30 protein-coding genes are annotated in these 25,808 nt (G+C 44.2%); 11 read left to right on the top strand and 19 right to left on the bottom strand.

Features of this window, described 5'->3' with window-relative positions; all coding sequences use genetic code 11:
• Positions 1-85: 85 nt before the first annotated feature.
• The 7 genes from hemW to K0I73_RS13505 all read right to left on the bottom strand — a co-directional run bounded on the left by hemW (position 86) and on the right by K0I73_RS13505 (position 4,967).
• Positions 86-1,225 carry a radical SAM family heme chaperone HemW gene (gene hemW / locus K0I73_RS13535; RefSeq protein ID WP_220061606.1) on the bottom strand — a complete coding sequence of 380 codons (1,140 nt, stop codon included), beginning with the start codon at positions 1,223-1,225 and terminating at the stop codon, positions 86-88.
• Positions 1,225-1,827: an RdgB/HAM1 family non-canonical purine NTP pyrophosphatase gene (rdgB, locus tag K0I73_RS13530; RefSeq protein WP_220061605.1), complete on the bottom strand. Its 603-nt coding sequence runs from the start codon at positions 1,825-1,827 to the stop codon at positions 1,225-1,227. The genes hemW and rdgB overlap by 1 nt, the downstream gene beginning before the upstream one ends.
• Positions 1,828-1,967: 140 nt before the next feature.
• Entirely contained in the window at positions 1,968-2,402 is a 435-nt protein-coding gene (locus tag K0I73_RS13525; protein WP_220061604.1) for a DUF4426 domain-containing protein, read from the bottom strand.
• Positions 2,403-2,492: 90 nt separating this feature from the next.
• A complete protein-coding gene (yggU, locus tag K0I73_RS13520) occupies positions 2,493-2,780 on the bottom strand; it encodes a DUF167 family protein YggU (protein WP_220061603.1) in 288 nt (95 codons plus the stop codon).
• On the bottom strand, positions 2,780-3,328 hold the full coding sequence (locus tag K0I73_RS13515; RefSeq protein WP_220061602.1) for a YggT family protein: 549 nt from the start codon (positions 3,326-3,328) through the stop codon (positions 2,780-2,782). Before K0I73_RS13515 ends, yggU begins: the two co-directional genes overlap by 1 nt.
• Positions 3,329-3,365: 37 nt before the next feature.
• Positions 3,366-4,184, bottom strand: coding sequence for a pyrroline-5-carboxylate reductase (gene proC, locus K0I73_RS13510; RefSeq protein WP_220061601.1), 819 nt, complete (start codon positions 4,182-4,184; stop codon positions 3,366-3,368).
• Between the two features lie 72 nt (positions 4,185-4,256).
• The gene (locus tag K0I73_RS13505) at positions 4,257-4,967 is read right to left on the bottom strand and encodes a YggS family pyridoxal phosphate-dependent enzyme (RefSeq protein ID WP_220061600.1); all 711 of its coding nucleotides are present in this window, start codon (positions 4,965-4,967) and stop codon (positions 4,257-4,259) included.
• Between the two features lie 35 nt (positions 4,968-5,002).
• On the opposite strand from K0I73_RS13505, the gene K0I73_RS13500 reads away from it, so the two are divergent.
• From K0I73_RS13500 to hemH, 4 genes are all read left to right on the top strand, one after another.
• Positions 5,003-6,040, top strand: a complete 1,038-nt coding sequence (locus K0I73_RS13500) for a type IV pilus twitching motility protein PilT (RefSeq protein WP_220061599.1) — start codon at positions 5,003-5,005, stop codon at positions 6,038-6,040.
• Between the two features lie 13 nt (positions 6,041-6,053).
• Entirely contained in the window at positions 6,054-7,166 is a 1,113-nt protein-coding gene (locus K0I73_RS13495; protein ID WP_220061598.1) for a PilT/PilU family type 4a pilus ATPase, read from the top strand.
• Positions 7,167-7,305: 139 nt separating this feature from the next.
• Positions 7,306-7,848, top strand: coding sequence for a glutathione peroxidase (locus K0I73_RS13490; protein ID WP_220061597.1), 543 nt, complete (start codon positions 7,306-7,308; stop codon positions 7,846-7,848).
• A gap of 24 nt (positions 7,849-7,872) precedes the next feature.
• Positions 7,873-8,889: a ferrochelatase gene (gene hemH / locus K0I73_RS13485; protein ID WP_220061596.1), complete on the top strand. Its 1,017-nt coding sequence runs from the start codon at positions 7,873-7,875 to the stop codon at positions 8,887-8,889.
• A gap of 576 nt (positions 8,890-9,465) precedes the next feature.
• Here the strand turns inward: hemH and ruvX are convergent.
• The 4 genes from ruvX to K0I73_RS13465 all read right to left on the bottom strand — a co-directional run bounded on the left by ruvX (position 9,466) and on the right by K0I73_RS13465 (position 11,337).
• A complete protein-coding gene (ruvX, locus tag K0I73_RS13480) occupies positions 9,466-9,885 on the bottom strand; it encodes a Holliday junction resolvase RuvX (protein WP_220061595.1) in 420 nt (139 codons plus the stop codon).
• Positions 9,886-9,902: 17 nt separating this feature from the next.
• Complete coding sequence (locus K0I73_RS13475) at positions 9,903-10,460, bottom strand: YqgE/AlgH family protein (RefSeq protein WP_220061594.1); 558 nt, start codon at positions 10,458-10,460, stop codon at positions 9,903-9,905.
• 18 nt (positions 10,461-10,478) lie between these two features.
• A complete protein-coding gene (gene yciH, locus K0I73_RS13470) occupies positions 10,479-10,808 on the bottom strand; it encodes a stress response translation initiation inhibitor YciH (RefSeq protein ID WP_220064386.1) in 330 nt (109 codons plus the stop codon).
• Between the two features lie 214 nt (positions 10,809-11,022).
• Positions 11,023-11,337 carry a hypothetical protein gene (locus K0I73_RS13465; RefSeq protein ID WP_220061593.1) on the bottom strand — a complete coding sequence of 105 codons (315 nt, stop codon included), beginning with the start codon at positions 11,335-11,337 and terminating at the stop codon, positions 11,023-11,025.
• Positions 11,338-11,512: 175 nt separating this feature from the next.
• Here K0I73_RS13465 and K0I73_RS13460 point away from each other — a divergent pair, with 175 nt between their 5' ends.
• From K0I73_RS13460 to K0I73_RS13440, 5 genes are all read left to right on the top strand, one after another.
• On the top strand, positions 11,513-12,073 hold the full coding sequence (locus K0I73_RS13460; protein WP_220061592.1) for a DUF4136 domain-containing protein: 561 nt from the start codon (positions 11,513-11,515) through the stop codon (positions 12,071-12,073).
• 393 nt (positions 12,074-12,466) lie between these two features.
• A complete protein-coding gene (locus tag K0I73_RS13455) occupies positions 12,467-12,919 on the top strand; it encodes a DUF924 family protein (protein WP_220061591.1) in 453 nt (150 codons plus the stop codon).
• A gap of 387 nt (positions 12,920-13,306) precedes the next feature.
• Entirely contained in the window at positions 13,307-13,513 is a 207-nt protein-coding gene (locus K0I73_RS19260) for a chlorhexidine efflux transporter (RefSeq protein ID WP_220064385.1), read from the top strand.
• 222 nt (positions 13,514-13,735) lie between these two features.
• Positions 13,736-14,299 (top strand): OmpA family protein, encoded by a 564-nt coding sequence (locus K0I73_RS13445; protein WP_220061590.1) that lies wholly within the window; start codon positions 13,736-13,738, stop codon positions 14,297-14,299.
• Positions 14,300-14,330: 31 nt separating this feature from the next.
• Positions 14,331-15,155: a mechanosensitive ion channel family protein gene (locus K0I73_RS13440; protein WP_220061589.1), complete on the top strand. Its 825-nt coding sequence runs from the start codon at positions 14,331-14,333 to the stop codon at positions 15,153-15,155.
• Positions 15,156-15,240: 85 nt separating this feature from the next.
• Here the strand turns inward: K0I73_RS13440 and K0I73_RS13435 are convergent, their stop codons facing one another.
• A complete protein-coding gene (locus K0I73_RS13435) occupies positions 15,241-15,882 on the bottom strand; it encodes a trimeric intracellular cation channel family protein (protein ID WP_220061588.1) in 642 nt (213 codons plus the stop codon).
• Positions 15,883-16,282: 400 nt separating this feature from the next.
• Here K0I73_RS13435 and ltaE point away from each other — a divergent pair, with 400 nt between their 5' ends.
• The gene (ltaE, locus tag K0I73_RS13430; protein WP_220061587.1) at positions 16,283-17,290 is read left to right on the top strand and encodes a low-specificity L-threonine aldolase; all 1,008 of its coding nucleotides are present in this window, start codon (positions 16,283-16,285) and stop codon (positions 17,288-17,290) included.
• A gap of 85 nt (positions 17,291-17,375) precedes the next feature.
• On the opposite strand, the gene K0I73_RS13425 is transcribed toward ltaE, so the two are convergent.
• From K0I73_RS13425 to K0I73_RS13415, 3 genes are all read right to left on the bottom strand, one after another.
• Entirely contained in the window at positions 17,376-18,209 is an 834-nt protein-coding gene (locus K0I73_RS13425; RefSeq protein WP_220061586.1) for a hypothetical protein, read from the bottom strand.
• Between the two features lie 136 nt (positions 18,210-18,345).
• Positions 18,346-19,989, bottom strand: coding sequence for an alkaline phosphatase (locus K0I73_RS13420; RefSeq protein WP_220061585.1), 1,644 nt, complete (start codon positions 19,987-19,989; stop codon positions 18,346-18,348).
• Between the two features lie 15 nt (positions 19,990-20,004).
• On the bottom strand, positions 20,005-21,501 hold the full coding sequence (locus K0I73_RS13415) for an alkaline phosphatase (protein WP_220061584.1): 1,497 nt from the start codon (positions 21,499-21,501) through the stop codon (positions 20,005-20,007).
• Between the two features lie 281 nt (positions 21,502-21,782).
• Here K0I73_RS13415 and K0I73_RS13410 point away from each other — a divergent pair, with 281 nt between their 5' ends.
• Positions 21,783-22,151 carry an acyl-CoA thioesterase gene (locus K0I73_RS13410; protein WP_220061583.1) on the top strand — a complete coding sequence of 123 codons (369 nt, stop codon included), beginning with the start codon at positions 21,783-21,785 and terminating at the stop codon, positions 22,149-22,151.
• 138 nt (positions 22,152-22,289) lie between these two features.
• Here the strand turns inward: K0I73_RS13410 and K0I73_RS13405 are convergent, their stop codons facing one another.
• The 4 genes from K0I73_RS13405 to yiaY all read right to left on the bottom strand — a co-directional run bounded on the left by K0I73_RS13405 (position 22,290) and on the right by yiaY (position 25,597).
• Positions 22,290-22,496, bottom strand: a complete 207-nt coding sequence (locus tag K0I73_RS13405) for a hypothetical protein (protein ID WP_220061582.1) — start codon at positions 22,494-22,496, stop codon at positions 22,290-22,292.
• Positions 22,497-22,703: 207 nt separating this feature from the next.
• Positions 22,704-23,069 carry a cytoplasmic protein gene (locus tag K0I73_RS13400; protein ID WP_220061581.1) on the bottom strand — a complete coding sequence of 122 codons (366 nt, stop codon included), beginning with the start codon at positions 23,067-23,069 and terminating at the stop codon, positions 22,704-22,706.
• A 442-nt stretch (positions 23,070-23,511) separates the two neighbouring features.
• Positions 23,512-23,724 carry a transcription antiterminator/RNA stability regulator CspE gene (gene cspE, locus K0I73_RS13395; protein WP_220061580.1) on the bottom strand — a complete coding sequence of 71 codons (213 nt, stop codon included), beginning with the start codon at positions 23,722-23,724 and terminating at the stop codon, positions 23,512-23,514.
• A 724-nt stretch (positions 23,725-24,448) separates the two neighbouring features.
• On the bottom strand, positions 24,449-25,597 hold the full coding sequence (yiaY, locus tag K0I73_RS13390) for an L-threonine dehydrogenase (RefSeq protein WP_220061579.1): 1,149 nt from the start codon (positions 25,595-25,597) through the stop codon (positions 24,449-24,451).
• Positions 25,598-25,808: the final 211 nt, after the last annotated feature.

Genomic DNA, 25,808 nt, shown 5'->3' with positions numbered 1-25,808 from the left:
GGATCTAAGTGTTAGGAAATGTTTCAAAAAGCCCTCTAAAAAGAGGGCTATTAAAGTTTAATTGGTCATTTTGACAGGGATAAGATCAGTCACAAAATTGTGACAGAATTTCATTAACGAACATATTGCCCTTAGGCGTTAGGCGCCAATGCTCATCTTCGACTACCAGCAGGCCTTTTTGCTGAGCTTGCAGCATCCCTTTGTCGAGAAGAGTGCTAGCGAGTCCTGTTCTCTCTTCAAACTCCAGTTTAGGAATTGGAGACATAAGGCGAAGTCGATTCATTAAATACTCTAATGGTCTGTCTTCCTCGGCCACCTCAGTCTTTTCAAATAGATAATCGGATGCGCCTAGGTATCCCTTTGGATGTTTAATTTTTACCGTGCGGTAAATACTCTGCTCGGCTTCAATGGTTATCTTGCCATGGGCACCGCAACCTATACCTAAGTAATCACCAAATTGCCAATAGTTGAGGTTATGCTGACATTGGTATCCCGGCTTGGCGTAGGCTGAGATCTCATATTGCTGGTAGCCAAGTTCGGCTAACCGTTGTTGCCCTTGTTCATAAATATGCCACAAGTCTTCATCATCAGGCAGTTGAGGTGGCTTAGAGTGAAACAGGGTATTGGGTTCAATGGTCAGTTGGTACCATGATAGATGGGGGGGATTGAGTGCGGCAGCGGTTTCGATATCGCTCATCGCTTCATCGAAACTTTGGTTAGGTAAACCATGCATTAAATCTAGGTTAAAGCTGTTGTAATTAGCCTGTTTCGCCTTGATTGCTGCCACTTCCGCTTCATTCTTATCGTGAATACGTCCCAGAAGATTTAACTTGTCGCTAGAGAAGCTTTGAACTCCGATCGATAACCGAGTCACACCAGCGGCTCGATAATCGGCAAAATCATCATGTTCCAGTGTGCCAGGATTGGCTTCCATGGTGATCTCAATATTTTGTTTAAAGGGAATTTGCTCTCGAACACCATCGAGTAATCTTTTAATTTGACTGGCATCAAACAGTGATGGTGTGCCGCCGCCGATAAATATCGAATGCAGCTTACGGCCTTGAATGTAGCCGCTATCATTGGTTAAATCTGCGAGTAGTGCATCGACATATTGCTGTTGAGGCAACTCACCGTTTTGACCATGGGAGTTAAAATCGCAATAGGGGCACTTCTGCACGCACCAAGGAATATGGATATACAGGCTTAGCGGAGGAAGGGTTAACATTAACCTAATACGCCTTTAGCTTTAAGTTCGGTTAGTAACAGTTGCATCGCTTTGCCACGATGGCTTAACGCATTTTTCTCATCGCTGCTCAGTTCTGCGGCGCTGCATTGATGACCCTCAGGAATGAAAACAGGGTCGTAACCGTGGCCATTGTCGCCTTTAGGCTCGAAGCCAATTTTGCCTTCCCAAGATGCTTGGCAGATCACGGGCGTTGGATCATCGGCGTGACGCATATAGACCAAAATACATTGAAAACGGGCACTGCGTTGTACCGGTTCATCTTTTAATGCTTCAAGTAGCTTGTTGAAGTTATCGCTATCTTTGGCGTTTTCTCCTGCATAGCGTGCTGAATAGATCCCTGGTGCACCACCGAGGAGATCGACCTCTAAACCTGAGTCGTCGGCAATCGCGGCAAGTCCAGTGACTTTGGCGGCGTGACGAGCTTTAATAATCGAGTTTTCTACGAAGGTGGTTCCTGTTTCTGGAACCTCTTCGACGTTAAACTGGCTTTGTGGAAGAACTTCAATACCAAATTCAGACAAGATCTCTGAAAACTCTTTTAGCTTACCTTTGTTACCGCTGGCTAATACTATTTTGTTCATATGGGGCATCAACTCATGAGGGGGATATTATGGGCGCAATGATACCCAAGCTGACGTTGAAACGGTAGTGGAGAGTTAACCCGTGCTCTTTGTCTGTTAGTAAAAGAGCACAGGATGAAGGGAGATTATTGATTCATGGATTAATCGACATAGAATTTCTGTTTAAACGTCACTTGTGTATTAAGGGTCTTGCCATATTTTATTGCGATTTGAAAATTTATCTCTTGGTCATCACGGTAGGGAACCTCGGCAATATAGTAAATCGCATCGCCTTCACGGATCTCTCTAAATACTAAGTCGATACGTGCATCGAGTAGATTATTTGCAATGCCAGAGATTTCTACTGGGATCGCTGGGTTACCCTCAACGCTTTTATCTAGAACTGAGATATTAACCAGCCCAGTATAGCTGCTGCGCTGGATCCCATAGGACTTGGCAATCGTTGGGGTAATAAAGGTACTGCCTAAGGCGACATAGTGGATATCATAATTGCCTACACTCTGTTTCTGTTCGGCAAAAGCGTTAGTGGCTATCCCTAATGAGAGAAGTAGAGTGAAAAATAGGGGACGGAACATGGTGAACTCCTAGCGTCTAAATATTAGGTTTTAGTATAGCTACTATCATTTAACTATGTGGTTTGTAGAGTTATTTGCTTACAATATTGCTTAAAGTAACGCACAGATCTCTGCTGGTAACAACTTAGGTGCGATGATCCTAACTTGCTTATGTCTGCCTAGCTCTCCTTTCTCAATGACTATGCTGCCCTTAGGGACTTTAAACTGTTTTGCTAGATATTTGCTGAGATGGGCATTAGCTTTGCCATCGACAGGCGGCGCGGTGATCGCGACTTTTAGCTCGTCGCCGTGGAGACCGACAATCTGGTCCCGGCTGGCTTTAGGCTGAATATATAGTTTAAGTAACAGATCACCTTGTAGCTGTGTCACTGGGCTCATTAAACATTGGCCCAAAACGGCACGTATTGTGATAGCAATATATTGAGGAAGTTTAAAATAATCATCATGACTAACAATGACAGATCTAAACCACCCATAGGTGGAAGAATTCGGCGGATTGGCGCTAGCAAGGGTTCTGTTAATTGGCCCATGACCATTTCGATAGGGTTATGACCTTGACTGACCCAACTCAAAATTGCGCGTAAAATTAACATCCAGAACAGTAGAACACCCGCTTGTTTAAATACCGATACCACAGAGACCAGCAGAATCGTTGGGATACTAATGGCCGCGCCTGCGATCAGGCTTAACACCACAAACTTGGCAACCACGACTAATAACGCCAGCACCACAGAGGCGGTATCAAATCCACCCATTGCAGGTAATACTCGGCGCATAGGCGCGACGATAGGGTGGGTTGCCTTAACGACAAATTGGCTAAACGGGTTGTAAAAGTCTGCACGGGCGAGCTGCAGCCAGATGCGAATAATGACCACCATCAGGTACAGGTCAAATACGGTATTCACTAAAAAGCTTAATGCATTCATTGGGTTTCTCTACTTAGCAATTATCGAAAAATTCAAATTAAAATTGTTTAGCCATCTCTTCGGCGCGAGCGATACAGTCGTGCATCGCGCCTCTTACTATGCCTCTTAAGTCAGCTTGTTCAAATGCGGCAAGGGCCTGAGCTGTCGTTCCCCCTTTTGAGGTGACGTTTTCTCTCAGTTGCCGCGCCGATAACTCGGCATTGTGTTTCACCATTTGCGCTGCCCCAAGGGCTGCCTGTTGTACTAATGCTCGTGCCACAGACTCATCGACACCATCTTGTTTAGCACTGTCAATCATAGCCTCCATCATAAGGAAAAAATAGGCGGGAGAGCTACCTGCCAATGCAATAACTTGATTTAATTCATCCTCTTTTGAAACCCATACCACTTCGCCGCCGCTTTTCATTATCTGTTCACAAAGGGCTTTATCTGCATCAGATACTGAAGGTTCGGCATACAGGCCTGTCATCCCATAACCAACCTGTGTTGGCGTATTGGGCATGGTTCTAATGAGTTTTATCGGCTGCTTAAAAAAGTCGTGGTAACGTTTGGCGGTTACACCAGCCGCTATAGTCACAATCAATTTTTGTGATAAGTCGAGCTGACTCAGTTGCTGACAAACTTGTTCCATTAGCTGAGGCTTTACTGCAAGTATGACGACATCAGCCTCTTCGGTTGCTTTTAGATTGTCATGGGACACCTTAATTCCCAGCTCTTGATGCAGCGCAATTAGCTTGGCTTCGCTGGGATTCGTAGCATGGATAAGCTCTGGCGCATAGCCACTTTTAACTAAACCACTGGTGATACTGCGGGTCATATTACCTGCACCGACAAAGCATATTTTTTTCTGTGTCATAGGGCTCTCAATCTATTTTCTATCTTAAGGCTATAATGTCTATATTTGGGCAGACAACGTAAAAACAAGGCGTTAAACGGCCTGATTGTGAGGGTATTCACGCTCACCAAAAATGGCACTACCAATTCTGACCATGGTGGAACCTGCAGCAATCGCAAGTTCTAGATCGTTACTCATCCCCATAGATAGGGTATCAAGTGTTGGATATTGTTGTTTTAGAGTTTGGTAAACCTGCTGCATTTTAGAGAGTTCCTGATGTTGAATCGCCACGTCATCCGTTGCAGTAGGAATCGTCATCAGGCCCCGTAAGCGCAAACGGGGTAATGATTCGATAATGGCGGCTAATGCGTGCACTTCATCTGGATGAATACCTGATTTTGTATCCTCTGCGCTAATATTGACCTGAATACAGACATTGAGACGCTTAAGATGAGCGGGCCTTTGTTCATTGAGCCTTTTGGCTACCTTTTCTCGGCTTAGGGTATGCATCCAGTCAAAATGTTCGGCGATGGTTTTGCTCTTATTTGATTGCAATGGACCAATGAAATGCCATTCGATGTCTGGGTAGTCGGGTTTTAGTGCAATTATCTTCGATTCACCCTCTTGGACATAGTTTTCACCAAAAAGACGCTGACCTGCTTCATATGCAGCTATTATTTGAGTATTAGGCTTAGTTTTACTCACGGCCAGCAGCTTAATTTCATTACTATTACGTGATGAATTTTGCGCCGCTTGAGCGATTCTTTGGTGGGCGTTAGCCAGTCTGTCTGCTATTGTTGTCATGATGTAAGTTTTTGGTTGAATGGATATCCCATACTATGGAAATCACAGAGTTACTTGCCTTTAGTGTAAAGCACAATGCGTCAGATCTACACCTTTCTGCGGGAGTATCTCCAATGATACGTGTAGATGGTGAGGTCAGAAAGATTAATCTGCCTGCATTAGATCATCAAGGTGTGCATAGTCTTGTTTATGACATCATGAATGATAAGCAGCGTAAAGATTTTGAAGAACATCTCGAGATCGATTTCTCGTTCGAAGTTCCTAATTTAGCCCGTTTTCGTGTCAATGCGTTTAACCAGTCTCGTGGTGCCGCCGCGGTATTTCGTACTATTCCAAGTGAGATCTTGAGTCTTGAAAAACTGGGCGCACCCGAAATTTTTAAAAAGATCTCCAGTTTCCCTCGCGGATTAGTGCTGGTAACAGGCCCCACAGGTTCGGGTAAGAGTACCACTCTGGCCGCTATGGTCGATTACGTGAATGAGAATCGCCATGATCATATTTTGACCATTGAAGACCCTATCGAATTTGTCCACCAGAACAAGCAATGTCTAATCAACCAGCGTGAAGTGCACAGACACACCCACAGCTTCAACGCCGCGCTGAGAAGTGCGCTGCGTGAAGATCCGGATGTGATCCTTGTGGGTGAGATGCGTGACCTTGAAACCATTAGACTGGCGATGACGGCGGCAGAAACGGGTCACTTAGTTTTTGGTACCCTACATACCACCTCAGCGGCGAAAACCATTGACCGTGTGGTCGACGTTTTCCCCGAAGGCGAGAAGGGCATGGTCAGAACCATGTTATCTGAATCGCTGCAAGCGGTTATCTCGCAAACCCTCATTAAGAAAGTGGGTGGGGGGCGAGTTGCCGCACATGAGATCATGATGGGAACGCCTGCGATCCGTAACCTTATTCGTGAAGATAAGGTAGCGCAGATGTACTCGGCAATTCAGACTGGTATGGCTCATGGAATGCAGACACTCGATCAGTGTTTACAAAATTTAGTTAATCGAGGGCTTATCACTCGCGAAGACGCGATGTCTAAGAGTTCGAACAAGAATGCTAGTTTCTAAGTAAGGTTTGATTATGGAAGTTCGTCCATTTTTAAAAGTAATGACAGATCGTAAAGCATCGGATCTATTTATTACCGCAGGTTTTCCGCCTAGCGCCAAAATTGACGGTGAGGTGAGGCCGCTAGGGGAAAACGCATTTACGCCGGAGCAGTCATTAGAGTTTGTTGAATCGTTAATGACAGAGGCTCAACGTAAAGAGTTTCATGAAAGCCGCGAATGTAACTTTGCTTATGCCGCTAAGGATCTTGGTCGTTTTCGCGTGAGTGCTTTTTGGCAGCGTGAATCTCCTGGCTGCGTAATGCGCCGTATTGAGACCAAAATACCTGAGGTTGAAGAATTAAAGCTACCACCGATCTTAAAAGATTTGGTGATGAGTAAACGCGGTCTGATCATCATGGTGGGTGGTACGGGTACCGGTAAGTCGACTTCACTTGCCGCGCTAGTCGGTTATCGAAATGCCCATGCTCGCGGACATATTTTAACCATCGAAGATCCAGTCGAGTTTGTTCATGATCACCGCAAGAGTATTATTACTCAGCGTGAAGTGGGTATTGATACCGAGTCGTTTGATGCGGCGCTGAAAAGTTCTCTGCGTCAGGCACCCGACGTGATTTTGATTGGTGAGATCCGTAGCCAAGAAACCATGGAGTTTGCCCTCTCCTTCGCGGAAACGGGGCACCTGTGTATGGCCACCTTGCACGCCAACAACGCTAACCAAGCGTTGGATCGTATTATGCATTTAGTGCCAGAGAGTAAGCATCAACAGCTGTTGTTCGATCTGTCTCTTAACCTTCGTGGTATTGTCGCCCAACAACTGGTCCCTAAGAGCGATGGCAGCGGTCGAAGAGCTGCCATTGAGGTATTGATCAACACGCCTCGTATTGCCAGTCTTATTCAGAAAAATGAGCTACACCTGCTAAAAGAAACCATGGCTAAATCTAATGAGCAGGGGATGCAGACATTTGATCAGGCCTTGCTTAAGCTTTATTTAGAGAATGAGATTAGTTATGCAGATGCACTGCACTATGCCGATTCTCCAAATGATCTGCGCTTAATGATTAAACTGCAGAGTAAAGAAGCCGCAAGTTCAGGCTTTATGGAAGGGGTGACCTTAGATCTCGATTAAGATCTTGGCGTTGAACAACCGATAGCATTTACTGTTATCGGTTTTTTATTGTTCGTAATTACTGGCTGTAATTGTTGATCTTCGTTTGTCTACGGGACGTATATCCTGTTTTCCTTTTATTAATATAAGAGAAGCGAGCATGAAATCTGTTTATTTGGGATTATTATTAGTCAGTTGTGGTGTTATTTCTAGTTCGGTAAATGCGAAGCAATGTGCCGAATTCTTAGATGTGAAAGTGCGTAAGTTGCACTCTGAACAAGAGCTGGATTTATGTCAGCTTACTCAAGGTAAGCCAGTGTTAATCGTCAATACGGCTAGTCACTGTGGTTATACGCCTCAATTTAAAGGTTTAGAAAAACTTCATCAAAAATATAAAGATGATGGATTAGTAGTGTTAGGTTTTCCATCAAATGATTTTAATCAAGAAGAGGCAAAAGAGGTTAAGACTGCCGATGTTTGTTACATCAATTATGGTGTCACCTTTATCATGGCAGCCACGGGCTCGGTAAAAGGCGCATCGGCTCAGCAACCTTTTCAACATCTGGCGGCCGAGACTCGCGAGCCAAACTGGAATTTTAATAAGTACCTCGTCAGCGCCGATGGGAAACAGATCCAAAGATTTGCATCGAACGTAAAGCCTGACGATATTGCTTTGACTGAAGCAATCGAAAAACAATTATAAAAACTGGATAAGCAGGGAGTTAAATTGGCAAAATTTACAGGGTTAACCAAAGAGCAGGGGCATCAACCGCGCGCAAAAACCACGGTATTACTGATGAATTTGGGTACGCCCAGCGCCCCGACTACATCGGCTGTTCGTCGTTATTTGGCCGAATTTTTAGCGGATCCTCGGGTTGTAGAGATCCCCAAACTTGTGTGGATGATCATACTTCACGGGATTATTCTACGTGTTCGCCCAGCAAAATCGGCCGCCTTATATCAACAAATTTGGGGTGAGTCTGGTTCGCCCCTGATGGAGATCACGCAAAAGCAAACAGCCAAGTTAGCTAAGCGTTTTAGCGAGCAGGGCGATGAGGTTCATGTCGAGTTTTGTATGCGTTACGGCGAGCCCAGCGTCAAAGACACGGTTAATCGTCTGCATCAGCAGGGAACTGACAAGCTGGTGGTATTGCCCTTGTATCCACAATATGCGGCGCCAACCACAGCATCGGCTTTCGATGCGTTGACCCAAGAATTGCGCACTTGGCGTTATCTGCCGAGTGTCCATTTTATTCATACCTATCACGATAATATCGATTATATCTCGGCCTTGGCAGATTCAATTAAGCGTGACTTTGACCTGCATGGTAAGCCTAAAAAATTGGTGCTTTCCTATCATGGTATGCCAGAGAGAAATCTGCACTTGGGTGATCCTTATTACTGTTTCTGTAAAAAGACCACGCGTTTAGTCGTTGAAAAGTTAGGTTTGCAAGAGAGTGATTATGTCACTACTTTCCAATCTCGATTTGGTAAGGCCAAATGGTTACAGCCATATACAGATGCGACCTTGCAGAGCCTAGCGAAAGAGGGCATCGATGACGTTGCCATTATTTGCCCAGCCTTTAGCGCCGACTGTTTGGAGACGCTAGAAGAGATTGAGCATGAAAATCGTGAGTTATTTACAGAAGCGGGCGGTAAGCATTATCGCTATATTCCAGCGCTAAATGATGATGATGCGCATATCGCGATGATGGAAAATTTGGTTAAGCCCTATTTGGCTTAGTTACATTTTTATTGCTAGCAGATACCGATAGGCCTTCGAATGAAGGCCTATTTCATTTTTAGCGTTTGGCTATTGATGAAGCAAGTTCGCGGATCATACCTTTGCTGTTACTTATTGCCTGTCCGGCGAGTGCAGTGCATGGAAGCACCAATATCGTGATCACCGGGATGTGAGGGAACGACGAATGTGCAAGCACTCTTTTAGCTCGCCGAGGTTCCGTCCATGGAGGCTCCACGGCGACGTTCAGTCGCCAAGAGCCAAAACCGCGCTTACACTGGGATATTTTATATCTTTGATTTGACTTCATTCGTTGCTGATAGATGGAAAAGACTTAGCGCCTTTTTGCCTCAAAGCGAGCAAGATACGATCTAAGTTAGAGGTCAAATTAACCTTATCACTATAGTGGGAACACTTATGACTATGGTAATTAAGGCTAATTTAGATACATGGTTTGAGCATATTGACTCACACAAAGGAGCTTAATCATATATCCGTACATGAAATAAACTGAGATATGGGATAAAAGCCTAGGCAATAAAAAGCGGCCTTGTTTGGCCGCCATCTAACTATCAAATCTTAGTAGAGATTTTCGAAATAACTTTCGATAATTAGCACCGCCGACATTGAATCGACTTGGCCCTTCGATAGGGCCTTAAACCCACCCATTTCAAACAGTCTCGCCTTGGCGTCAGCAGTGGTGAGGCGTTCATCTTGGGTGGCGGTTTTAACCCCAAATCGGCCTGTAATTCTGTTAGCGAATTTTCGTGCTCTTTGGGTCATCTCCTGTTCGGTGCCATCCATATTTAACGGCAGTCCAACAACGATTAAGTCAGGCCTCCATTCTTCGATAAGTGAGCCAATCTCTTCCCATTTAGGAATACCGTCATTGGCTTTAATCGAGACTAAAGGCGTGGCACTACCTGTGATTTGTTGACCGATAGCGACACCGATACTTTTAGTTCCGAAATCAAATCCTAGTACACTTAATGAACTCATTGTTATTCCTGTTGGGATTAGGCGTGGCCTGTTTGGCTCGACAGTTGGCCGATATCAAAACCAAGAGATTGGGTGGCTCTTATCCAGCGTTCATCGTGTGGGGTATTGAATAAGATATCGTGATCAACTGGGATCGATAACCAGGAGTTTTCCCCTAGTTCCTGTTCTAATTGGTGGCGTCCCCATCCCGCGTAGCCGAGCGCGACAATGAAATGCTCTGGCGCATTGTTGCTGCCTAACGAGGTGAGTACATCTCTTGAGGTGGTTAGCATGAGTTCATTGCTGATCTGCTGGCTATTGCTCCATTGAGATTGCGGACTATGCAATACAAAGCCTTTTTCTTGCGCGACTGGACCACCTAAAAGTACCTGGCTGTTGATATCTTCTATGGTATGAAAATCGTCAAGTTGCATCTGTTTAAGCAGTTCATTGACATCGACCCCAATAGGGCGGTTTATCATGACGCCCATAGCACCCTGTTCGTTGTGCTCACAGAGATAGATAACAGCGCGCTCAAAAAAGGTATCATGCAGCGAAGGCATGGCAATAAGTAAATGGTTTTGTAAGCTGTCCATCTGGCACTCCACGGGGCTTTAGCCTCCGGCCAATTTGACTTGATAATTGAGCTTTTCAAGTAGGGTCTTCAAGAGTTCACGATTGTCAGTTTGAACTTCGATATTAAACTCTTTCACTGTACCACCACATCCACATTGTTTCTTGAGTTTTTGAGCCAGTGCTTTTAACTCCTTCTCATCGAGTCCTAGGCCTTTGATGACTGAAACGCCTTTACCTTTTCTTCCCTTACTGTCTTTGTGTATACGAACTATGCCATCGCCTTGTGGGATCGCTTGGGGTTCATTCTTTTCCGTTATTTTTCCACCATCAGTGCTATAGACTAAGGTGATATTGGGATCGATTCTCATCATTAATTTACTTGCTGTGGAGTATGGTTTGAGTTTACCAAATTGCGTTATCTTGTGGGAGCGCTAACAGGGAATAGCTAAAAAAAAGACCACGAGATGTGGTCAGGGATCGGGCAAAATATCGATTTGCAGGGAGATATCTTGCCTTTAGTATCCAAAAAGCAACTAAACAAGTTAGTGCAATGTGTGAGCAAACTTCTCAGTGAAAAAGCAGTTATAACGCCTGTATTACCATGGCGATAAGTGAAATTGCCGTTAAAGCCGCGCAGGGTAATATAAAACGGTGAAATTGAGCAACGGCCACCGAGCAACCTGTGAGAGCAAAACTAATGGCCACAAGCGCTTGGGTAGAGCCATTGCCAATAAGGATGCTGATCAAAATTAAGATAAATGCAAGTAATGGCAAGAGTAAAAGAACACCCTGTCCTTTAGATTGACTCGCCAAAGTGTTATTGGATGTCGTCAGTGATTTAGGGGCAAACATAAAAATGGCGTTTGCGATAATGAATGCACTAATAAACCATATCATTTGGAAATCCTCAAACAACCTAATTGATAATCATTATCATTTGGGTTGTAATTTAAGTCAAGCAGAATTGAGAGTTTTTTTAATGAAAATAGAGTTGTAGATAATAAGTATGCTCTGTAAGCTTTACTCTAATATGTTATCGGTTGAAATTTAGCCCTTTTACGCTGGAGTATTTATGAAGAAAGTAATCGTTTTAGCCGCTGCGCTGGCTATATCCGCGTGTAGCACGATGAAGTCGAGCTCAGATTATGATCCTAATGTGAATTTTAATGAGATAAAAAGTTATGCCTGGGTCGTTCAGAAGAGTGAAGACACGACTTATCATCTAGATGGTTTGATGGATCAAAGGGTTAGAAGTGCCGTCGACACGCAGTTGCAGTTTAAGGGGATTGCTAAGACAGAAGCAGATAAGGCTGATGTTCTAGTTAACTATTTCACTAAGGTCGATAAGAAAATAAATGTCGATACCTTCAATACTAATTTTGGCTACAACCCATATTATGGTCCTGGTTGGGCTTGGGGCGGTAGCATGCATACCCAGACAACGGTACGTGAATATGAGATAGGTACATTGGTTGTCGATTTAGTCAATCGTGAGACGGGTAAGCTGATTTGGCGCGGTTCGGTAGCCGATACTATTCGTGATAAGAATACCCCAGAAGAGCGTATCGAAGTGGTCAATAAAGCGATTGCAGAGATGATGTTGCAATATCCACCTAAGCCAGAAGCTAAGTAAGCTTGACTCGGGATAAAAATATATCTCAAACAGCCCTTTATTCCGCTAACAGTGTTGTATTCACTCGCAATAGGTAGGCTATTGACGCGTCAATACGCCTTGTTAGTAAAAAATGACAAGTTTGAGGCGACATTTACGTAAAACGCCCAAGTCAGCTAACCTTGCTCCATCTCTTAACCCGAGCTCAGGTTAAGTAACTAAATGCAGACATTTATCTAAAAAAGCGACTTTTAAAAGTCGCTTTTTTATTGCGTCAGTTGTGGGCGTCTAAAAAGCCGATCTCAGATTAATCGCTTGATAAAAATCCCCCTATCCTAGACCAAAGTCCAAGATATTTAGTCCTTATGCTAATGCTATTCTCAGATGACGATTTAGATTGGTAATGGAGGCAGCGTGGAGCAGTTTTTACAGCAGTGGTTTAACCATTATGAGAAAGGGACTGGTGTTGAGATCAATGAACTCAGTCGTGACACCTTGGATAATTGGCAGCAGTTATTAAGTGGGGCTAAAAGCGGGCAGTTAGATGCATGGCAAAAAAATCCACCGGGCAGACTCGCGCTTATCCTATTGATGGGGCCCATCGCCCATCTTCTCGAGGATGAATCGGCTATGAATCTGCAAAATAAGGCTCGGGAGTTGTGTGTATCTGGCGTTGATAAAGGTTTCGATACTCAGCTTGAGCCACTGCAACGTCGCTGTTTTTATGATCCGCTGTTTTACTCGACTAAAACAGATGATAGAGCGCTTCTGATCCGTTTGCTGCAAGGGATGCAGTCTCAACTAACCACCGAGGCTAAACCGGCTTGGTGTAATTGGTATCAGCAAGCTTCAGTTACTACGCATTAGCGATATAGCCCCAATAAGCTAACAGATAAGATAACCTTTATGTGTTAGCTCATATCTCGTGGGTGTTGATTTTGACTCATCATATTTTTTAATCGCTTAACTTAGCTCACCGTCCACTCCGTGATATTGAATAACATCCATATTTGCAATCCTACTAAACTGTTCGAAAGCCATGGAGATAGGGCACAACTGCTGTTTATCGATCGGCTCAATTACCAAGTCTTTAGGCACAAGTGTCTAACCACATTCTGCTTTGGCTAACTCCTGTAATACGTAGTCGTTGTCGACATACCAATGTCGGAAGAATGCTCGAGTTGGTCACTTCTGTGCTCGGTATCTTTGACTTGATGATCAGTTTGGCCACCATCGAATTGAACGCTCAAAAAACTGCGGCTCATCCATGGCCTGGGATTTGAGGTTGGATTCGTGTTTATTAGCCTGCCTATGATGTTATGGTTTCTCGACATAGGTCTATTGGCGGCATTCATGCTTGAGGCATTGTTTTTAGTTGTGTTTTTCTTCTATGCAATCGCTGTCAATTGGCTTTTTGATTACTGCAGAACTAAGTTATATAGGGAGAGCGGGGCGCGCTAATAAGGGCAAAGAAATTGGCAGTGTTGATAGTGATACTGTTGGTTTTGGATTTGTTAATTTAACGCCTGTTAAAATAAATGTGGTAGTTGCTTATTCCTTTATTGGAGATTAGTGCAGAAGGATATAAAATAAAGGTCTTATTTTGTGGTGAATATTTGATATTTTCATGCTTTTGAGGCCAAAAAAGAAAGCATTAACTTGTGTACTTTTAGGGATACCTTAATGAAAGCTTGGATTACTATCCTTCTTTTGAGTGTTTCACTAACAAGTAGCGCTAATTCGCTAACTTGGAGCGATATCGATAAAGATGGTGTGCCAGACAATAAGGATGCTTGCCCTAATACTCAAATTGGAGCGAGTGTTGATGCGAGCGGCTGCGAAAGGCAGATCATCGAGTCGTTTTGTTTACCAACGACCAGTGGTGAAACCTATCCAGCACATTGCCAAAAAATAACGCCAATAGTGGTTACTTTTGATTTCGCTAGCGCGCAAGTTGATTATTCACAATGGCGATATTTGGCCGAGTTACAATCGTTTTTAAATCAGTATCCAGCTACATTGTGCATTGTTGGTCATGCCGATAATGTGGGCGAGGCTGAGTTTAATCAAACCTTGTCCTATGACAGAGCGGTAAATGTGACGCAAATATTAGTTGAGGATTATCAATTTAGTCCTCAGCGATTTAGCGTTGTCGGGCAAGGAAGTACCCAGCCGATAGCTGATAATCAAACTGACGCTGGTCGGGCACTTAATCGAAGGGTAGAGTTTATTGTTGAGTCTCACTAGAAAGTGAGTCCATTTTATAAGGGAGCGTTACATGGAAAATCTGGATAGTTATATTGAGCAAGCGCCTGGGCTGATCGTGACTTACGGTCTGCAGGTTATTATGGCGTTAGTTATTTTTATTGTTGGTAAGTATTTTGCGAAAGTGGCTAAAAGCCTAACGTCAAAATTGCTGACTAAGCGTAAAATAGATCAAACCGTAGTGTCATTCGTGTCAAACATGGCTTGGGCCGTAGTGTTTGTATTTACGATCATTGCCACTTTAGGACAAATTGGTGTTCAAACCGCATCGCTGGTAGCCGTTATCGGTGCCGCCGGTTTAGCGGTTGGTTTAGCACTGCAAGGTTCTCTATCAAACTTCGCTTCAGGCGTATTGATGGTGATGTTCCGTCCTTGCCGTGTGGGTGATTATATCGAGGCTGCGGGTATTGCTGGCACGGTTGATGAGATCACTATTTTTTCGACTAAACTTCGTACGCCTGATAACAAGGTGATTGTTGCACCTAACTCGGCAGTTATGAATGGCACTATTACTAACTACTCAGCGATGGATACTCGTCGTATCGATCTTGTGATTGGTGTGTCTTATGATGCTAATCTGCAAGAAACTAAGAAGGTACTTAAGCAAGTGCTAGATAACAATAGCCATGTACTGAAAGATCCTGCTTATACCGTTGCGTTAGTCGAATTAGCCGATTCTTCTATTAACTTTGTAGTTCGCCCATGGGTTAAAGGTGCAGATTACTGGCCGGCACGCTTTGAGATCCTTGAGCAGATTAAACTGGCGTTAGACGAAGCCAATATTGGTATTCCTTATCCACAGATGGATATCTATGTCAAAGAAACCCCAGCGGCTTAATCTGTATTAAGTGGGTCAGGTTTTTGAATAATAAAAGGTCGGCATTTGCCGACCTTTTTCTTTAGCGACGAAACCACGCTAGTGGTTAATGGATTTCGCCATCTTGATTGTGCTGATAATCGAATTTTGGCATACCCCAATGATAGCGAATCGCCAACATTCTAAATCCAAAACCAAAGCTGAGGGAGATGGCTAAATTTAGCCATTCGACGATCCCATAGTAGCTAAGGGCGATATAAAGCGATGCAGTAAGTAATGCGACTAGCGCATACAACTCCTTTTTAAAGATCAGTGGCACTTGGTTGCATAATACATCTCGTATCACGCCACCAAATACTCCGGTAACTACACCCATGACTATCGCAACAACTGGGTTGAAATCTAACATTAAGGTTTTCTGCGCGCCGACAACCGAAAATACGGCAAGCCCCAATGCGTCAATGGCTAAAAACAGTTTAGATAGATAGCGCATAACAGGGGCGATGATCACGGTAAGCAGGGACGCAAATGCAATCGCTAATAAGTAATGCACGTTCTCAACCCAGATTAACGGATAATTACCTAGTAACATGTCCCTTAATGTTCCGCCGCCAATGGCGGTAGCACAACCTATGATGACGACCCCAAAGAGATCCATCTGTTTTCTTCCTGCGCAAAGTGCGCCAGTCATCGCCTCGGCTATGATGCCAATGAGCCAAAGTAAGGAAATAAATTCAGCCTGATGCATCTTGTACTCAAATAATGAAAAAGAGGCGCATATTGCCCTAGCGGCAAGGCTATTAACAGCGATATTTTTTGTTTTTTATGATTAGTTTTGATAATGAAACTATCTGTCAGTCTTTAGGTTTAGCTCACTATTTATAGGATTGTTGGTTGGCTACGGATAACCTTTACTTATTTAAGTGTTCTGAACTTAGTATGGGAGTGGTATCACTTGAGATACGGGGCTTTGCATGGTTCGTTGCATGGTTCGTTATTCTACTCTTGGTGATAGCGTTTGCTATATAAGGCGGCATTTGCGAGAAGATTTATTTCTACAAAAATGGACTAAGGTGCTAGCGAGGCGTTTTTCGTCGGAGTAATATGCCAACACCATGTGGATTAAGTCGCGTTAGGATAGGGGATAAATGATTGATTTTCGCAGTGACACAGTAACTCAACCAACATCTAAAATGCGTCAAGCGATGGCTAACGCCGAAGTGGGCGATGATGTGTACGGAGATGATCCTACCGTGAATCGGTTGGAGTCGATGGCGGCCGAACGCTTTGGCTTTGATTGCGCCTTATTCACCTCATCGGGTACTCAGGCTAACTTGCTCGCTTTAATGTCACATTGTGATCGAGGCGATGAGTATATCTGCGGTCAGCAGGCGCATAATTACAAATTTGAAGCGGGTGGTGCAGCCGTGCTTGGTAGTATCCAGCCGCAGCCATTAACTAATCAGGCCGATGGTTCTATATTGCTTAGCGATATCGAAGCCGCAATTAAGCCTGATGATATTCACTTTGCTAAAACGCGTTTATTGAGTTTAGAAAATACCATAGGTGGTAAGGTATTGTCGCAACACTACCTAAGTGATGCCCAAGCGTTAGCCTTTAATCGCCGTCTTAAAATTCATCTTGATGGTGCCCGTATTGCCAATGCTGCGGTGGCACAACAGATACAGATCGGCGATATTACTCAATATTTTGACTCAGTTTCTATCTGTCTATCTAAAGGCTTATGCGCGCCAGTGGGGTCATTGCTATTGGGAGATGAGCGCTTTATTCACAAAGCCCGCCGTTGGCGTAAAATGCTGGGCGGTGGTATGCGTCAAGCGGGCATATTGGCTGCAGCCGCTGAAATCGCCATAGATGAGCAAGTGGAGCGACTCGCCATAGATCATGACAATGCTCAATATCTTGCAGAGCAGCTTAATGCCCTAGCGGAATTTGAGGTTGATATAGCGCAGGTGCAAACCAATATGTTGTTTGCCAAGGTTAGTGACCAGCTGGATATTACCAGTCTAGCTGAAGGCTTAAAGAGCAAGGGGATACTCATTAGCCCAAGCGCTAACATCCGTTTCGTCACTCATGCCGATATAAGCCGAGAGGATATCGATACCTTTATTAAGGTGTTAAAGACACTGGTATAAGTTCGATTAAAAATTCGGAGCAATATAACCAAAAAGCCATCCTGTTTCCGATGGCTTTTTCATTGAAATTTAATACTGATTGGTATTAATGTTGGTGACTGCCGTGTCCGGCATCGATCATCTGCCCATCGGCTGAATAGAAGCCTGAACTTCCGTGTTGGATAAATCCTTGAGTGATCATTTTGGCGATAAATGGATCGGACTCGCTGTCGCCCACATCGGCAAAATCCAGATCTTGATAACCTGTGAGCAGTTGCTTAAAGCTGTCGCTGCTTATTGGCTTTAACCCAGTGAGTTGATAGCTGACGGTGTGTCGGCCGTTATCGAGTGTAAACGATTCGGGTAATGACATTTCAGCTAGCCAGTTGACAGTGATCGGATGGCGAGTGTCATCGTTGTTATAGTGCTGCTGACGGTAGCATTTACCTGCGCTTGTGCTGAGTTTAGTCAGCTGAGATAAGCCCTGCGGTGAGATAAGATGAAACTGCTTGTCGAGATCTGTGTTGATATTGAGCGCGAGCAGATCGCCACGGCGATAGCTAATAGAGCGCAGCTCTTGGGGAAAATAGCGCGCATATTCGCCATTTTTATTCCACACCTCGAAGCTCACATCATTATGTTGATAGATGATGTTGTCATTTAAACGAGTCAGGGTTAACCCAACTGTTTGCTGTTGATGAGATTGATTATCTGTAGTGGTGATCTGATAGCTTGCTTGATATTTTATGTCGCTGATCGCTTCACTGCACCGCTCATTAAAGACGACGGCGGCGGCGCTTGGCTGACTATCCAGTTGCTGTCTCGCGTAGGCAGCATTGCTGACTAAAAATGAAGCACAAAGCAGAGGCATTAATTTAATGAGCCGTTTTAGGCTCGATGAGTGCGCTGGCTTTGTTAATTGTGTTGAATGGCAAGACATCTAAGACTCCTTGGCCTAATCCGTGATCTGTTTTTTGTTTGAAAATAGCAGCCTAGCGATAGTGGGAACGCGATGTTAACATCTGCCGTTTTCGCCACCGCTAGGCCACAGTTATTGCAGTTTGGCTTATGGCTGCTTATTGCGCCGCAGCGTTTGCTTTGTTTACTAAGTCGCCCGCATAGTTCATCACGTGGAAGATATGATTTTGCTCAACTGTGCCCTCAATCAGGCTAGATCCTGGTCCGCGAGCGAAAATTGCCACATCTTCACCTGCATGGGTCTCGCTTCCTAGCGGCACTAAGGCCTCTTGGTGGAAACCAGCGCTTTGGGTATCTGTGTAGTTAAGGTCAACTCGTCCTGCCATGGCGGCATAGTTATAGCGCTCATCACCACCCGTTGCTAGTGAAGCAAAACCTAAACCGTTAGCGTAGCCAACTGTGGTGTAGGGCAGGCCGTTTGCATCGGTCGAGTTCGTTACCGCTGGTACGCCGTTAGCGTCGTTACTCTTCACTAACCCTAGGATTGGATTACCACGGGTTGGATAACCGGCGATGGTGAACACATGGCTGTGATCCGCTGTGACCATCAGCAATGTATCGTTAGCTGAGGTTTTCTCCATAGCAACGCGTACTGCTTCTGATAGCGCTATTGTGTCGTGCAGAGCACGCGCTGCATTGCCAGCATGGTGCGCATGGTCGATACGACCCGCTTCAACTATCAGCACGAAGCCTTTGTTGTTTTTGCGCAGAATATCGATACTTTTCGCGGTCATTTCGGCAAGTGAAGGCTCACCTTCAACACCGGTTTCTACGCGGTCATAGTCATATTCCATGTGTGACGAGTTAAACAAGCCTAGCGCATGGTCGGTGTTTGCCGTATCCATGGCGAGAAAGCTGTCACGGTCGGTCACATAAGTTGCATTGGGATATTGAGCTAACCACTCTGCAGTTAAGTCGCGGCCATCTTTACGCTTACCCGGCTTACCCTCTGGGTCGACCGTAGTATTAGGAATAAATGCACGGCGTCCACCGCCCATAACCACGTTAACCCCTTTACCTTGGTTAAAGTCCAGTAGTTGCGCAGCGATATCTTTACAACCGTTAGTTACCGCTTCTGCAGGTAAGTTACTGTCTGCTTCCCAATCACGTTCGGGGACATGAGCATAGGTTGCTGCCGGGGTTGCATGGGTAATACGCGCTGTCGATACCACACCCGTTGACAGGCCCGCCATGGCAGCTAACTCAAGTGATGTAACAAGGTTTTGACCCGAGGTTGATGCGCAGTTACCGCGCGTTACGCCTTCGGCTTGTGAGATAACACCAACGTCGGTCTTAACACCAGTGACCATAGCTGTCATAGTACCGGCTGAGTCTGGTGTTTGCCCATCGACGTTATAGGTTTTCGCTAAGCCAAGGTGAGGCAGTGTCTCAAAGGAGAGCGAGTTTTCTTCACCTGTGTGACCTTTTAGCTGACCATCTAAGATCCGCGCCGCAGTAACGGTCGATACGCCCATGCCATCACCAACGAATAGGATGATGTTTTTAGCTGCGCCCGCTTGATTGTTGGGGGAAATGCCTTCGGCTTTGGTCACACGGTTTTGACCATCAAGATACCATTGGTTTACCGCGCTCCAATCTTTACCGTCTTGACCATTAGTGCCATCAGTACCAGGTGTGCCAGGGTTTCCAGCGGAACCATCTGCGCCGTTGTCACCATCGCTACCGCATGCCGCTAAACCTAGAATGGCTGCTAAAGACAGTACAAGTAGTTTCTTATTCATCGTTTTTGCTCCCAATTAATACTTAGTACCGCCAAGCGACTGTGCTTGGTTGATAATGTGGAAAATGACATTCTGTTCGATAACACCTTGTACCAAGTTCGAACCTGGACCCGTTGCGTGCAGGCTAATATCTTCACCGGCGTGAGTTTCGCTTCCCATAGGGACAAGTGACTGTTGCATGAAGTCGGTGTCTTGTGTGTCAACCGAGGTTAAATCATCACGAACGCCAACCACGGCACCAGGACCATTGGTGTAACCGAGAGTGGTGTAAGGCTTGCCATCCATTGCGGTTGATACACTGCCATCGACGCCATGCACCAAACCTAAGATTGGATTACCACGTTTTGGATATCCTGCGATGGTAAATACATGGCTGTGATCGGCAGTAACTAAAATTAAGGTCTCATCTGGATCGGTATTCTCATAAGCGGCTTGTACCGCATTGGAGAGCTCAGCAGCATCCATCAAGGCGCGTTTGGCATTACCTGCATGATGTGCGTGGTCGATACGGCCTGATTCGACGATCAGTAGGTAACCCTTGTCGTTCTTTTTCAGTAGCTCAATCGACTTTGCTGTCATTTCAGTAAGTGAGGGCTCACCTCCTACATCATCGGCGCGGTCGGCTTCATATTCCATGTGTGATGAGTTGAACAAGCCTAATAGATGGTCGGTGGTCGCAACATCAATGGCGTCAAATTCTGCTTTGTTCCAGACGTAGGCGGCGTTGTCGAAGTTGTCCATCCAAGCTTGAGTCAGGTCAACGCCATCTTTGCGGCTACCAGATTTGTTTTCACCGTCAGTCACAGTATTAGGAATAAATGCGCGGCGACCGCCACCTAAGGCAACGCTCAGCGCATTATCTTTATCCCGCATTACCATTTGGTAGGCGATATCTTTACATTCATTGGCGACGGCTTCGGCGGGAAGGTTGCTATCGGCTTCCCAATTACGTTCTGGGCTGTTGGCATAGGTCGCTGCTGGTGTTGCGTGAGTAATACGAGCGGTACTGACCACCCCGGTAGATAGACCTTTGGCATTAGCAAGGTCGACTAAGGTTACTAACTCATTTCCCTTTGATGACAAGCAGTTTCCACGCAACACTGCATCAGAAACAGAAATCACACCAGCCTTAGATTTTACGCCAGTAGCGATAGCTGTCATGGTACCTGCACTGTCTGGCGTTTGTTGATTGGTGTTGTAAGTTTTAACTAAGGCCGTATGGTTAAACTTTTCAAAACTAAGGAAGTTCTCTTCACCGCCTTGATTACCATTTTGCTGTTGTCCTTGATAGATCCGCGCGGCAGTTAGGGTTGAAATACCCATACCATCACCAACGAATAGAATGACATTTTTAGCCTTAGTTTTAGTTTCTAAGTTGGCTTTCTCTGTAACCAATTGGGCGCTGTCTTTAAACCAAGGACTATTCGATTGAACACTTGGCAGTGCGGCGCTGTTGGCTGCCATCGACACTAGGCTGCAAGAAATTAATGCAGCTAATCTTTTTATCATCATCACTTTCATCATCCGTTATGTAGGGTTGAAAATTAGTTTTCAATTGAGATAAAGCGGCCTGATTGTCTGCTATTCATATGACAGAAATGGGTCATTTGGATTTCAATTGTGTTAATCAGGTGAAAATATGAGTTTTGTTGATGATTAAAATTGGTGCACCTAGGCACCATTTAGGTGCCAATTTCATACCACCCTTTTTAAAGGTTCGTTGATTTTATTGATGTTTTAATATTGGCTTGGATTTTGATACTACTTTGTGAGTATTTAGCAGGAGGCCAATTATGAAGTACTACAGTCGACGTTTTATTAAACCAGAGCACCTTAATCCAGCCAATGCGCTTTTTGGTGGACAGCTTTTAAGTTGGATTGACGAAGAGGCGGCGATATTTGCTGCATGTCAGATGCGCAGTCAAAGCATTGTGACTAAGATCATTTCCGAAATTAATTTTATGACGCCAGCGAGGCAGGGCGATGTTATCGAGTTTGGCTTAGAACTGATTAGTGCTGGAGTGAGTTCAATAACAGTACGTTGTGAGGTACGCAATAAAATGTCGCTATTGCCTGTTGTCAGTATCGATAAAATGATTTTTGTTAACGTCGATGAGAATGGCTTGCCTAAACCTCATGGTATGCGTGCTAATGCCGCTTAACGATAACAATATTAAGCGCTTGAACATTTTAAGCGCTTAGAGTTGCTCTTTAGGGCTTGCTGATCTTTCAAGGTTGTTTTTTATCGAATAAAATTCAACCAGCAAAGACTCAACAGGCCCGAGCAAATTTAAAGCAATTTAATCCTTTTTGCTTAAATCTGCTTTTACCGATTTCACCGCATCACGAGAGGCATGGCCTATTGCTTTAGTGGTATCGCGAGTAGCGTGGCCAATCTCGGTAGTGACCTCTTTGGTTGTTTCGCCGATGGATTGACTGGTATTTTTTAGTTCAGCGCAGCCTGACAGGGTTATGCAGATGACGATAGCAGTGATTAATGTTTTCATATTACAGCGAACAATCATGAACGGGGAGTGGCACTATTTTAGCCTTAAATTAAGTTGAGTAAAGTATTCAATCGCAACTTAAGGTTGGCCGAATGACGTCATGCAAAATATAGCGTTGTTATATGAGCGCAAGATATACCGAGTCTAAAAATAAACTACCTCCGCAGTGGGAGGTAGTAATTTTGAAATGTGGGACAAACCGCGCTGTTAATCCAGTTTAGATAATCTCTGTTGATAGTCTTTGATAAGATGCTCCATTATCTCTTGTACAGAAGTATCTTTGGTCGAATCATCCATATAGATTTTAAAGGTCACCAAAATGTTGCCGTTGCCATTGAGTCGGCCGCTTTGCATTGAAAAGTATGAGCTTTCTCCATCTGCTTCTCTGACGATAAATCCATCTTGTTCAAAAATACGGTGGCCAGAACGGTCGTGCCATTTAGTGATACGATTTAAACCTATTTCGCATGACTCGTTAAATTCGACATGGTTTTGCCATGTGGTGGGATGAGCGGGATCCTTAATGTGCGGGCATCGAACTGTATAGTTGTAGACATGAGAAATAGCTGTCATAAATTACCTACCTTTAATTATGGATGTCAGTGCCATCATAGGCACCGCATTTCTTTTCGGTCAACTTATATCCATTCATATTCTCACTGAAAATTGATAGCGTTGGCCAGATTTATCGGTTGCTGCAGATCTTTTGTAGCATGAGTTTAAACGTCATAACTATGTGCTATGTCTCATTTTTTGTAGTCTTTCATCAATTGCATTACCACTGCTTAATAAAGCAACAGCTAATCGAAGGTTTTGTCGTACGAGTTAAGGGGATTACTTTAGTGAAGCGAGGTATAATGCGTTGTCGTGAACCTTCTATTATGAAAGATATAAGGATTTTGATCAGATTGTTGCACTTTGACTGTGCGGTAGAAAGGGAACAGTTCCAAGGGCAATATTGCAGATACAAAAAAGGCGACCTAAGGTCGCCTTTTTTAAGTTAAGCAGCTAAGGCTTAAGCAGGAACTACGTTCGCAGCTTGTAAACCTTTTTGACCTTGCTCAACTTCGAAAGATACTTTTTGGCCTTCTGCTAAGGTTTTGAAACCGTCAGAAGCGATAGCGCGGAAATGTACGAATACGTCAGCGCCGCCATTTTCTTGAGAGATAAAGCCGAAACCTTTCTCTTCGTTAAACCATTTTACGATACCAGTAGTTGAATTAGACATGTTTGTCCCTTATTAAATTCATTAAAAATTATCGCGACATTGCGATGTGCTGAGTAGCTGAATTATTAAAGTATTACGAGAAGCTAAGGGAAACACTGAGGACAAAAAATGGTACATATTTGACTAAGGGTTTTACTTTTACTTTATTCTTTATCATTAATAACTCTGAACAACAGAGCGGCGCAAGATTAACACAGTTTGGCGACAATGCACTATTTATTTTTACTTAATTGTGCTGCACTAATGCCAATTAGCTAATAAAGGCTTCTTTATAAGCTGCTTACAATTTATTTTTATTCAATTATTCTGTGGGGGATTGATGCTTATCATAGATAGATCATCGTTTGGCGGGAGTGGATCGCTTTTGAGGTAAGAGAAATATTTGTTCCTTGTTTCCATGTTCATGCGTATTTGGGTTGCCTATTTCATCAAAGAAAATTCATAAAGAAAAAGGCTCGTTGCCATAGTATTAGCAACGAGCCTTTTAGCTAGCTGAATCTTTGCAGGGAAAAAGCGAGCTGACACTATTTTATAACAGATGTAACCAGGTGTACTAGTCGATAAGTGTGACGCACAAAGAATATTAAGATATTAATACTGCTATTCTTGCTAGCTTGGAATAAAAAAGACCTATTAGCTAACTAATAGGTCTTTATAGCAGCACTCATCTACAGAGCGACTCACTTATTTTCAGTTAAGGTAGCACCTTAAGCCTAAGGCCATCTTACAAGGCGTTAGTAAAGATCTGACAGATCTCTTCATGAGTGGCTTGTTTAGGGTTGGTAAAGCCACAAGCATCCTTTAGTGCGTTGTCTGCAAGGGTAGGAATATCTTCAGCCTTAACGCCAAGCTTAGTTAAGTTTTCAGGGATCTTAACTGCTACAGATAATGCTCTAATCGCATCGATCGCAGCTTGTGCACCTTGCTCATCGCTCATGCCTGCGGTATCAACACCCATGGCTTTGGCTACATCTTTTAAGCGAGGAGCGGCCACTTGTGCGTTATAGGCCTGAACATGTGGCAACAAGAGCGCGTTACATACACCATGTGGCAGGTCATAGAAACCGCCGAGTTGGTGCGCCATCGCATGCACATAACCTAGGCTTGCGTTGTTAAACGCCATGCCTGCAAGGAATTGAGCGTAAGCCATCTGTTCACGTGCTTGGATGCTTTGACCATTATCAACGGCTTCGACAAGGTTTCCTTGAATCAGCTCGATTGCCTTGATCGCACAGGCATCGGTGATAGGGTTAGCCGCGATAGATACATATGCTTCAACGGCGTGAGTTAATGCGTCCATTCCTGTTGCCGCAGTAAGGCCAGCAGGCTTCAATAGCATCAATTCAGGATCATTAACTGACAAGATTGGCGTGGTGTGTTTATCGACGATAGCCATTTTGATATGGCGTGCTTCATCGGTAATGATACAAAAACGGGTCATCTCACTCGCTGTGCCTGCTGTTGTATTGACAGCGACTAGTGGCAGTTGAGGTTTAGCTGACATATCTAAACCTTCGTAATCTTTGATGCTGCCACCGTTGGTTGCAACCAATGCGATACCTTTAGCACAATCGTGTGGAGAACCACCACCGAGTGAAACTACGAAATCACAGTCATTGGCTTTTAATAACTCAAGTCCTGCTTCTACGTTACCAACGGTAGGGTTTGGCTGTACGCCATCAAATACGGTAGAGACGATGCCAGCAGCACCTAGCTTTTCGACAACTTGACCTACTAGGCCAATTTCAACCAAGGGCTTGTCTGTCACAATCAGCGCACGCTGAAAGCCTAGTGTTTTAATGTCGCCAATGGCATCATCAACAGCATTTTGTCCTAACACATTGACAGAGGGGATAAAAAATTTAGCAGCCATAAAATCACCTTTATGCTCAAATATTAAAAGTTATTATCTTTTCTGGTAACTAAAGTACCAATCTCACCCGGAGTAAAGTGTGATCTGACCCATAAAATTGTCTACTTTAGACAAAATGGTGATGAGAAACTGGATCAATACAACTAAAAATGTAAATTTATGACAATCGTTGTGTATTTCTTTGATATGTGATTTGTTTTTCTATTTTCTA

The organism is Shewanella mesophila, assembly GCF_019457515.1.
Taxonomy (GTDB): Bacteria; Pseudomonadota; Gammaproteobacteria; order Enterobacterales; family Shewanellaceae; genus Shewanella; species Shewanella mesophila.
The sequence above is the reverse complement of the archived record's forward strand: the minus strand, read 5'-3'. Positions and strand labels throughout refer to the sequence as shown.

Excerpts from the sequence above, each read along its gene's own strand:
- K0I73_RS13500 (WP_220061599.1), top strand. The coding sequence starts at position 5,003 with ATGGAAATCACAGAGTTACTTGCCTTTAGTGTAAAGCACAATGCGTCA.
- K0I73_RS13405 (WP_220061582.1), bottom strand. The coding sequence starts at position 22,496 with ATGAAAACATTAATCACTGCTATCGTCATCTGCATAACCCTGTCAGGC.
- K0I73_RS13525 (WP_220061604.1), bottom strand. The coding sequence starts at position 2,402 with ATGTTCCGTCCCCTATTTTTCACTCTACTTCTCTCATTAGGGATAGCC.
- cspE (WP_220061580.1), bottom strand. The coding sequence starts at position 23,724 with ATGTCTAATTCAACTACTGGTATCGTAAAATGGTTTAACGAAGAGAAA.
- K0I73_RS13515 (WP_220061602.1), bottom strand. The coding sequence starts at position 3,328 with ATGAATGCATTAAGCTTTTTAGTGAATACCGTATTTGACCTGTACCTG.
- K0I73_RS13400 (WP_220061581.1), bottom strand. The coding sequence starts at position 23,069 with ATGACAGCTATTTCTCATGTCTACAACTATACAGTTCGATGCCCGCAC.
- K0I73_RS13505 (WP_220061600.1), bottom strand. The coding sequence starts at position 4,967 with ATGACAACAATAGCAGACAGACTGGCTAACGCCCACCAAAGAATCGCT.
- rdgB (WP_220061605.1), bottom strand. The coding sequence starts at position 1,827 with ATGAACAAAATAGTATTAGCCAGCGGTAACAAAGGTAAGCTAAAAGAG.
- K0I73_RS13445 (WP_220061590.1), top strand. The coding sequence starts at position 13,736 with ATGAAAGCTTGGATTACTATCCTTCTTTTGAGTGTTTCACTAACAAGT.
- K0I73_RS13435 (WP_220061588.1), bottom strand. The coding sequence starts at position 15,882 with ATGCATCAGGCTGAATTTATTTCCTTACTTTGGCTCATTGGCATCATA.
- ltaE (WP_220061587.1), top strand. The coding sequence starts at position 16,283 with ATGATTGATTTTCGCAGTGACACAGTAACTCAACCAACATCTAAAATG.
- K0I73_RS13440 (WP_220061589.1), top strand. The coding sequence starts at position 14,331 with ATGGAAAATCTGGATAGTTATATTGAGCAAGCGCCTGGGCTGATCGTG.
- K0I73_RS13475 (WP_220061594.1), bottom strand. The coding sequence starts at position 10,460 with ATGGACAGCTTACAAAACCATTTACTTATTGCCATGCCTTCGCTGCAT.
- K0I73_RS13425 (WP_220061586.1), bottom strand. The coding sequence starts at position 18,209 with ATGTCTTGCCATTCAACACAATTAACAAAGCCAGCGCACTCATCGAGC.
- yiaY (WP_220061579.1), bottom strand. The coding sequence starts at position 25,597 with ATGGCTGCTAAATTTTTTATCCCCTCTGTCAATGTGTTAGGACAAAAT.
- yciH (WP_220064386.1), bottom strand. The coding sequence starts at position 10,808 with ATGAGAATCGATCCCAATATCACCTTAGTCTATAGCACTGATGGTGGA.
- ruvX (WP_220061595.1), bottom strand. The coding sequence starts at position 9,885 with ATGAGTTCATTAAGTGTACTAGGATTTGATTTCGGAACTAAAAGTATC.
- K0I73_RS13415 (WP_220061584.1), bottom strand. The coding sequence starts at position 21,501 with ATGATGATAAAAAGATTAGCTGCATTAATTTCTTGCAGCCTAGTGTCG.
- K0I73_RS13410 (WP_220061583.1), top strand. The coding sequence starts at position 21,783 with ATGAAGTACTACAGTCGACGTTTTATTAAACCAGAGCACCTTAATCCA.
- K0I73_RS13420 (WP_220061585.1), bottom strand. The coding sequence starts at position 19,989 with ATGAATAAGAAACTACTTGTACTGTCTTTAGCAGCCATTCTAGGTTTA.
- K0I73_RS13490 (WP_220061597.1), top strand. The coding sequence starts at position 7,306 with ATGAAATCTGTTTATTTGGGATTATTATTAGTCAGTTGTGGTGTTATT.
- K0I73_RS13465 (WP_220061593.1), bottom strand. The coding sequence starts at position 11,337 with ATGATATGGTTTATTAGTGCATTCATTATCGCAAACGCCATTTTTATG.
- proC (WP_220061601.1), bottom strand. The coding sequence starts at position 4,184 with ATGACACAGAAAAAAATATGCTTTGTCGGTGCAGGTAATATGACCCGC.
- hemW (WP_220061606.1), bottom strand. The coding sequence starts at position 1,225 with ATGTTAACCCTTCCTCCGCTAAGCCTGTATATCCATATTCCTTGGTGC.
- yggU (WP_220061603.1), bottom strand. The coding sequence starts at position 2,780 with ATGAGCCCAGTGACACAGCTACAAGGTGATCTGTTACTTAAACTATAT.
- K0I73_RS13460 (WP_220061592.1), top strand. The coding sequence starts at position 11,513 with ATGAAGAAAGTAATCGTTTTAGCCGCTGCGCTGGCTATATCCGCGTGT.
- K0I73_RS13495 (WP_220061598.1), top strand. The coding sequence starts at position 6,054 with ATGGAAGTTCGTCCATTTTTAAAAGTAATGACAGATCGTAAAGCATCG.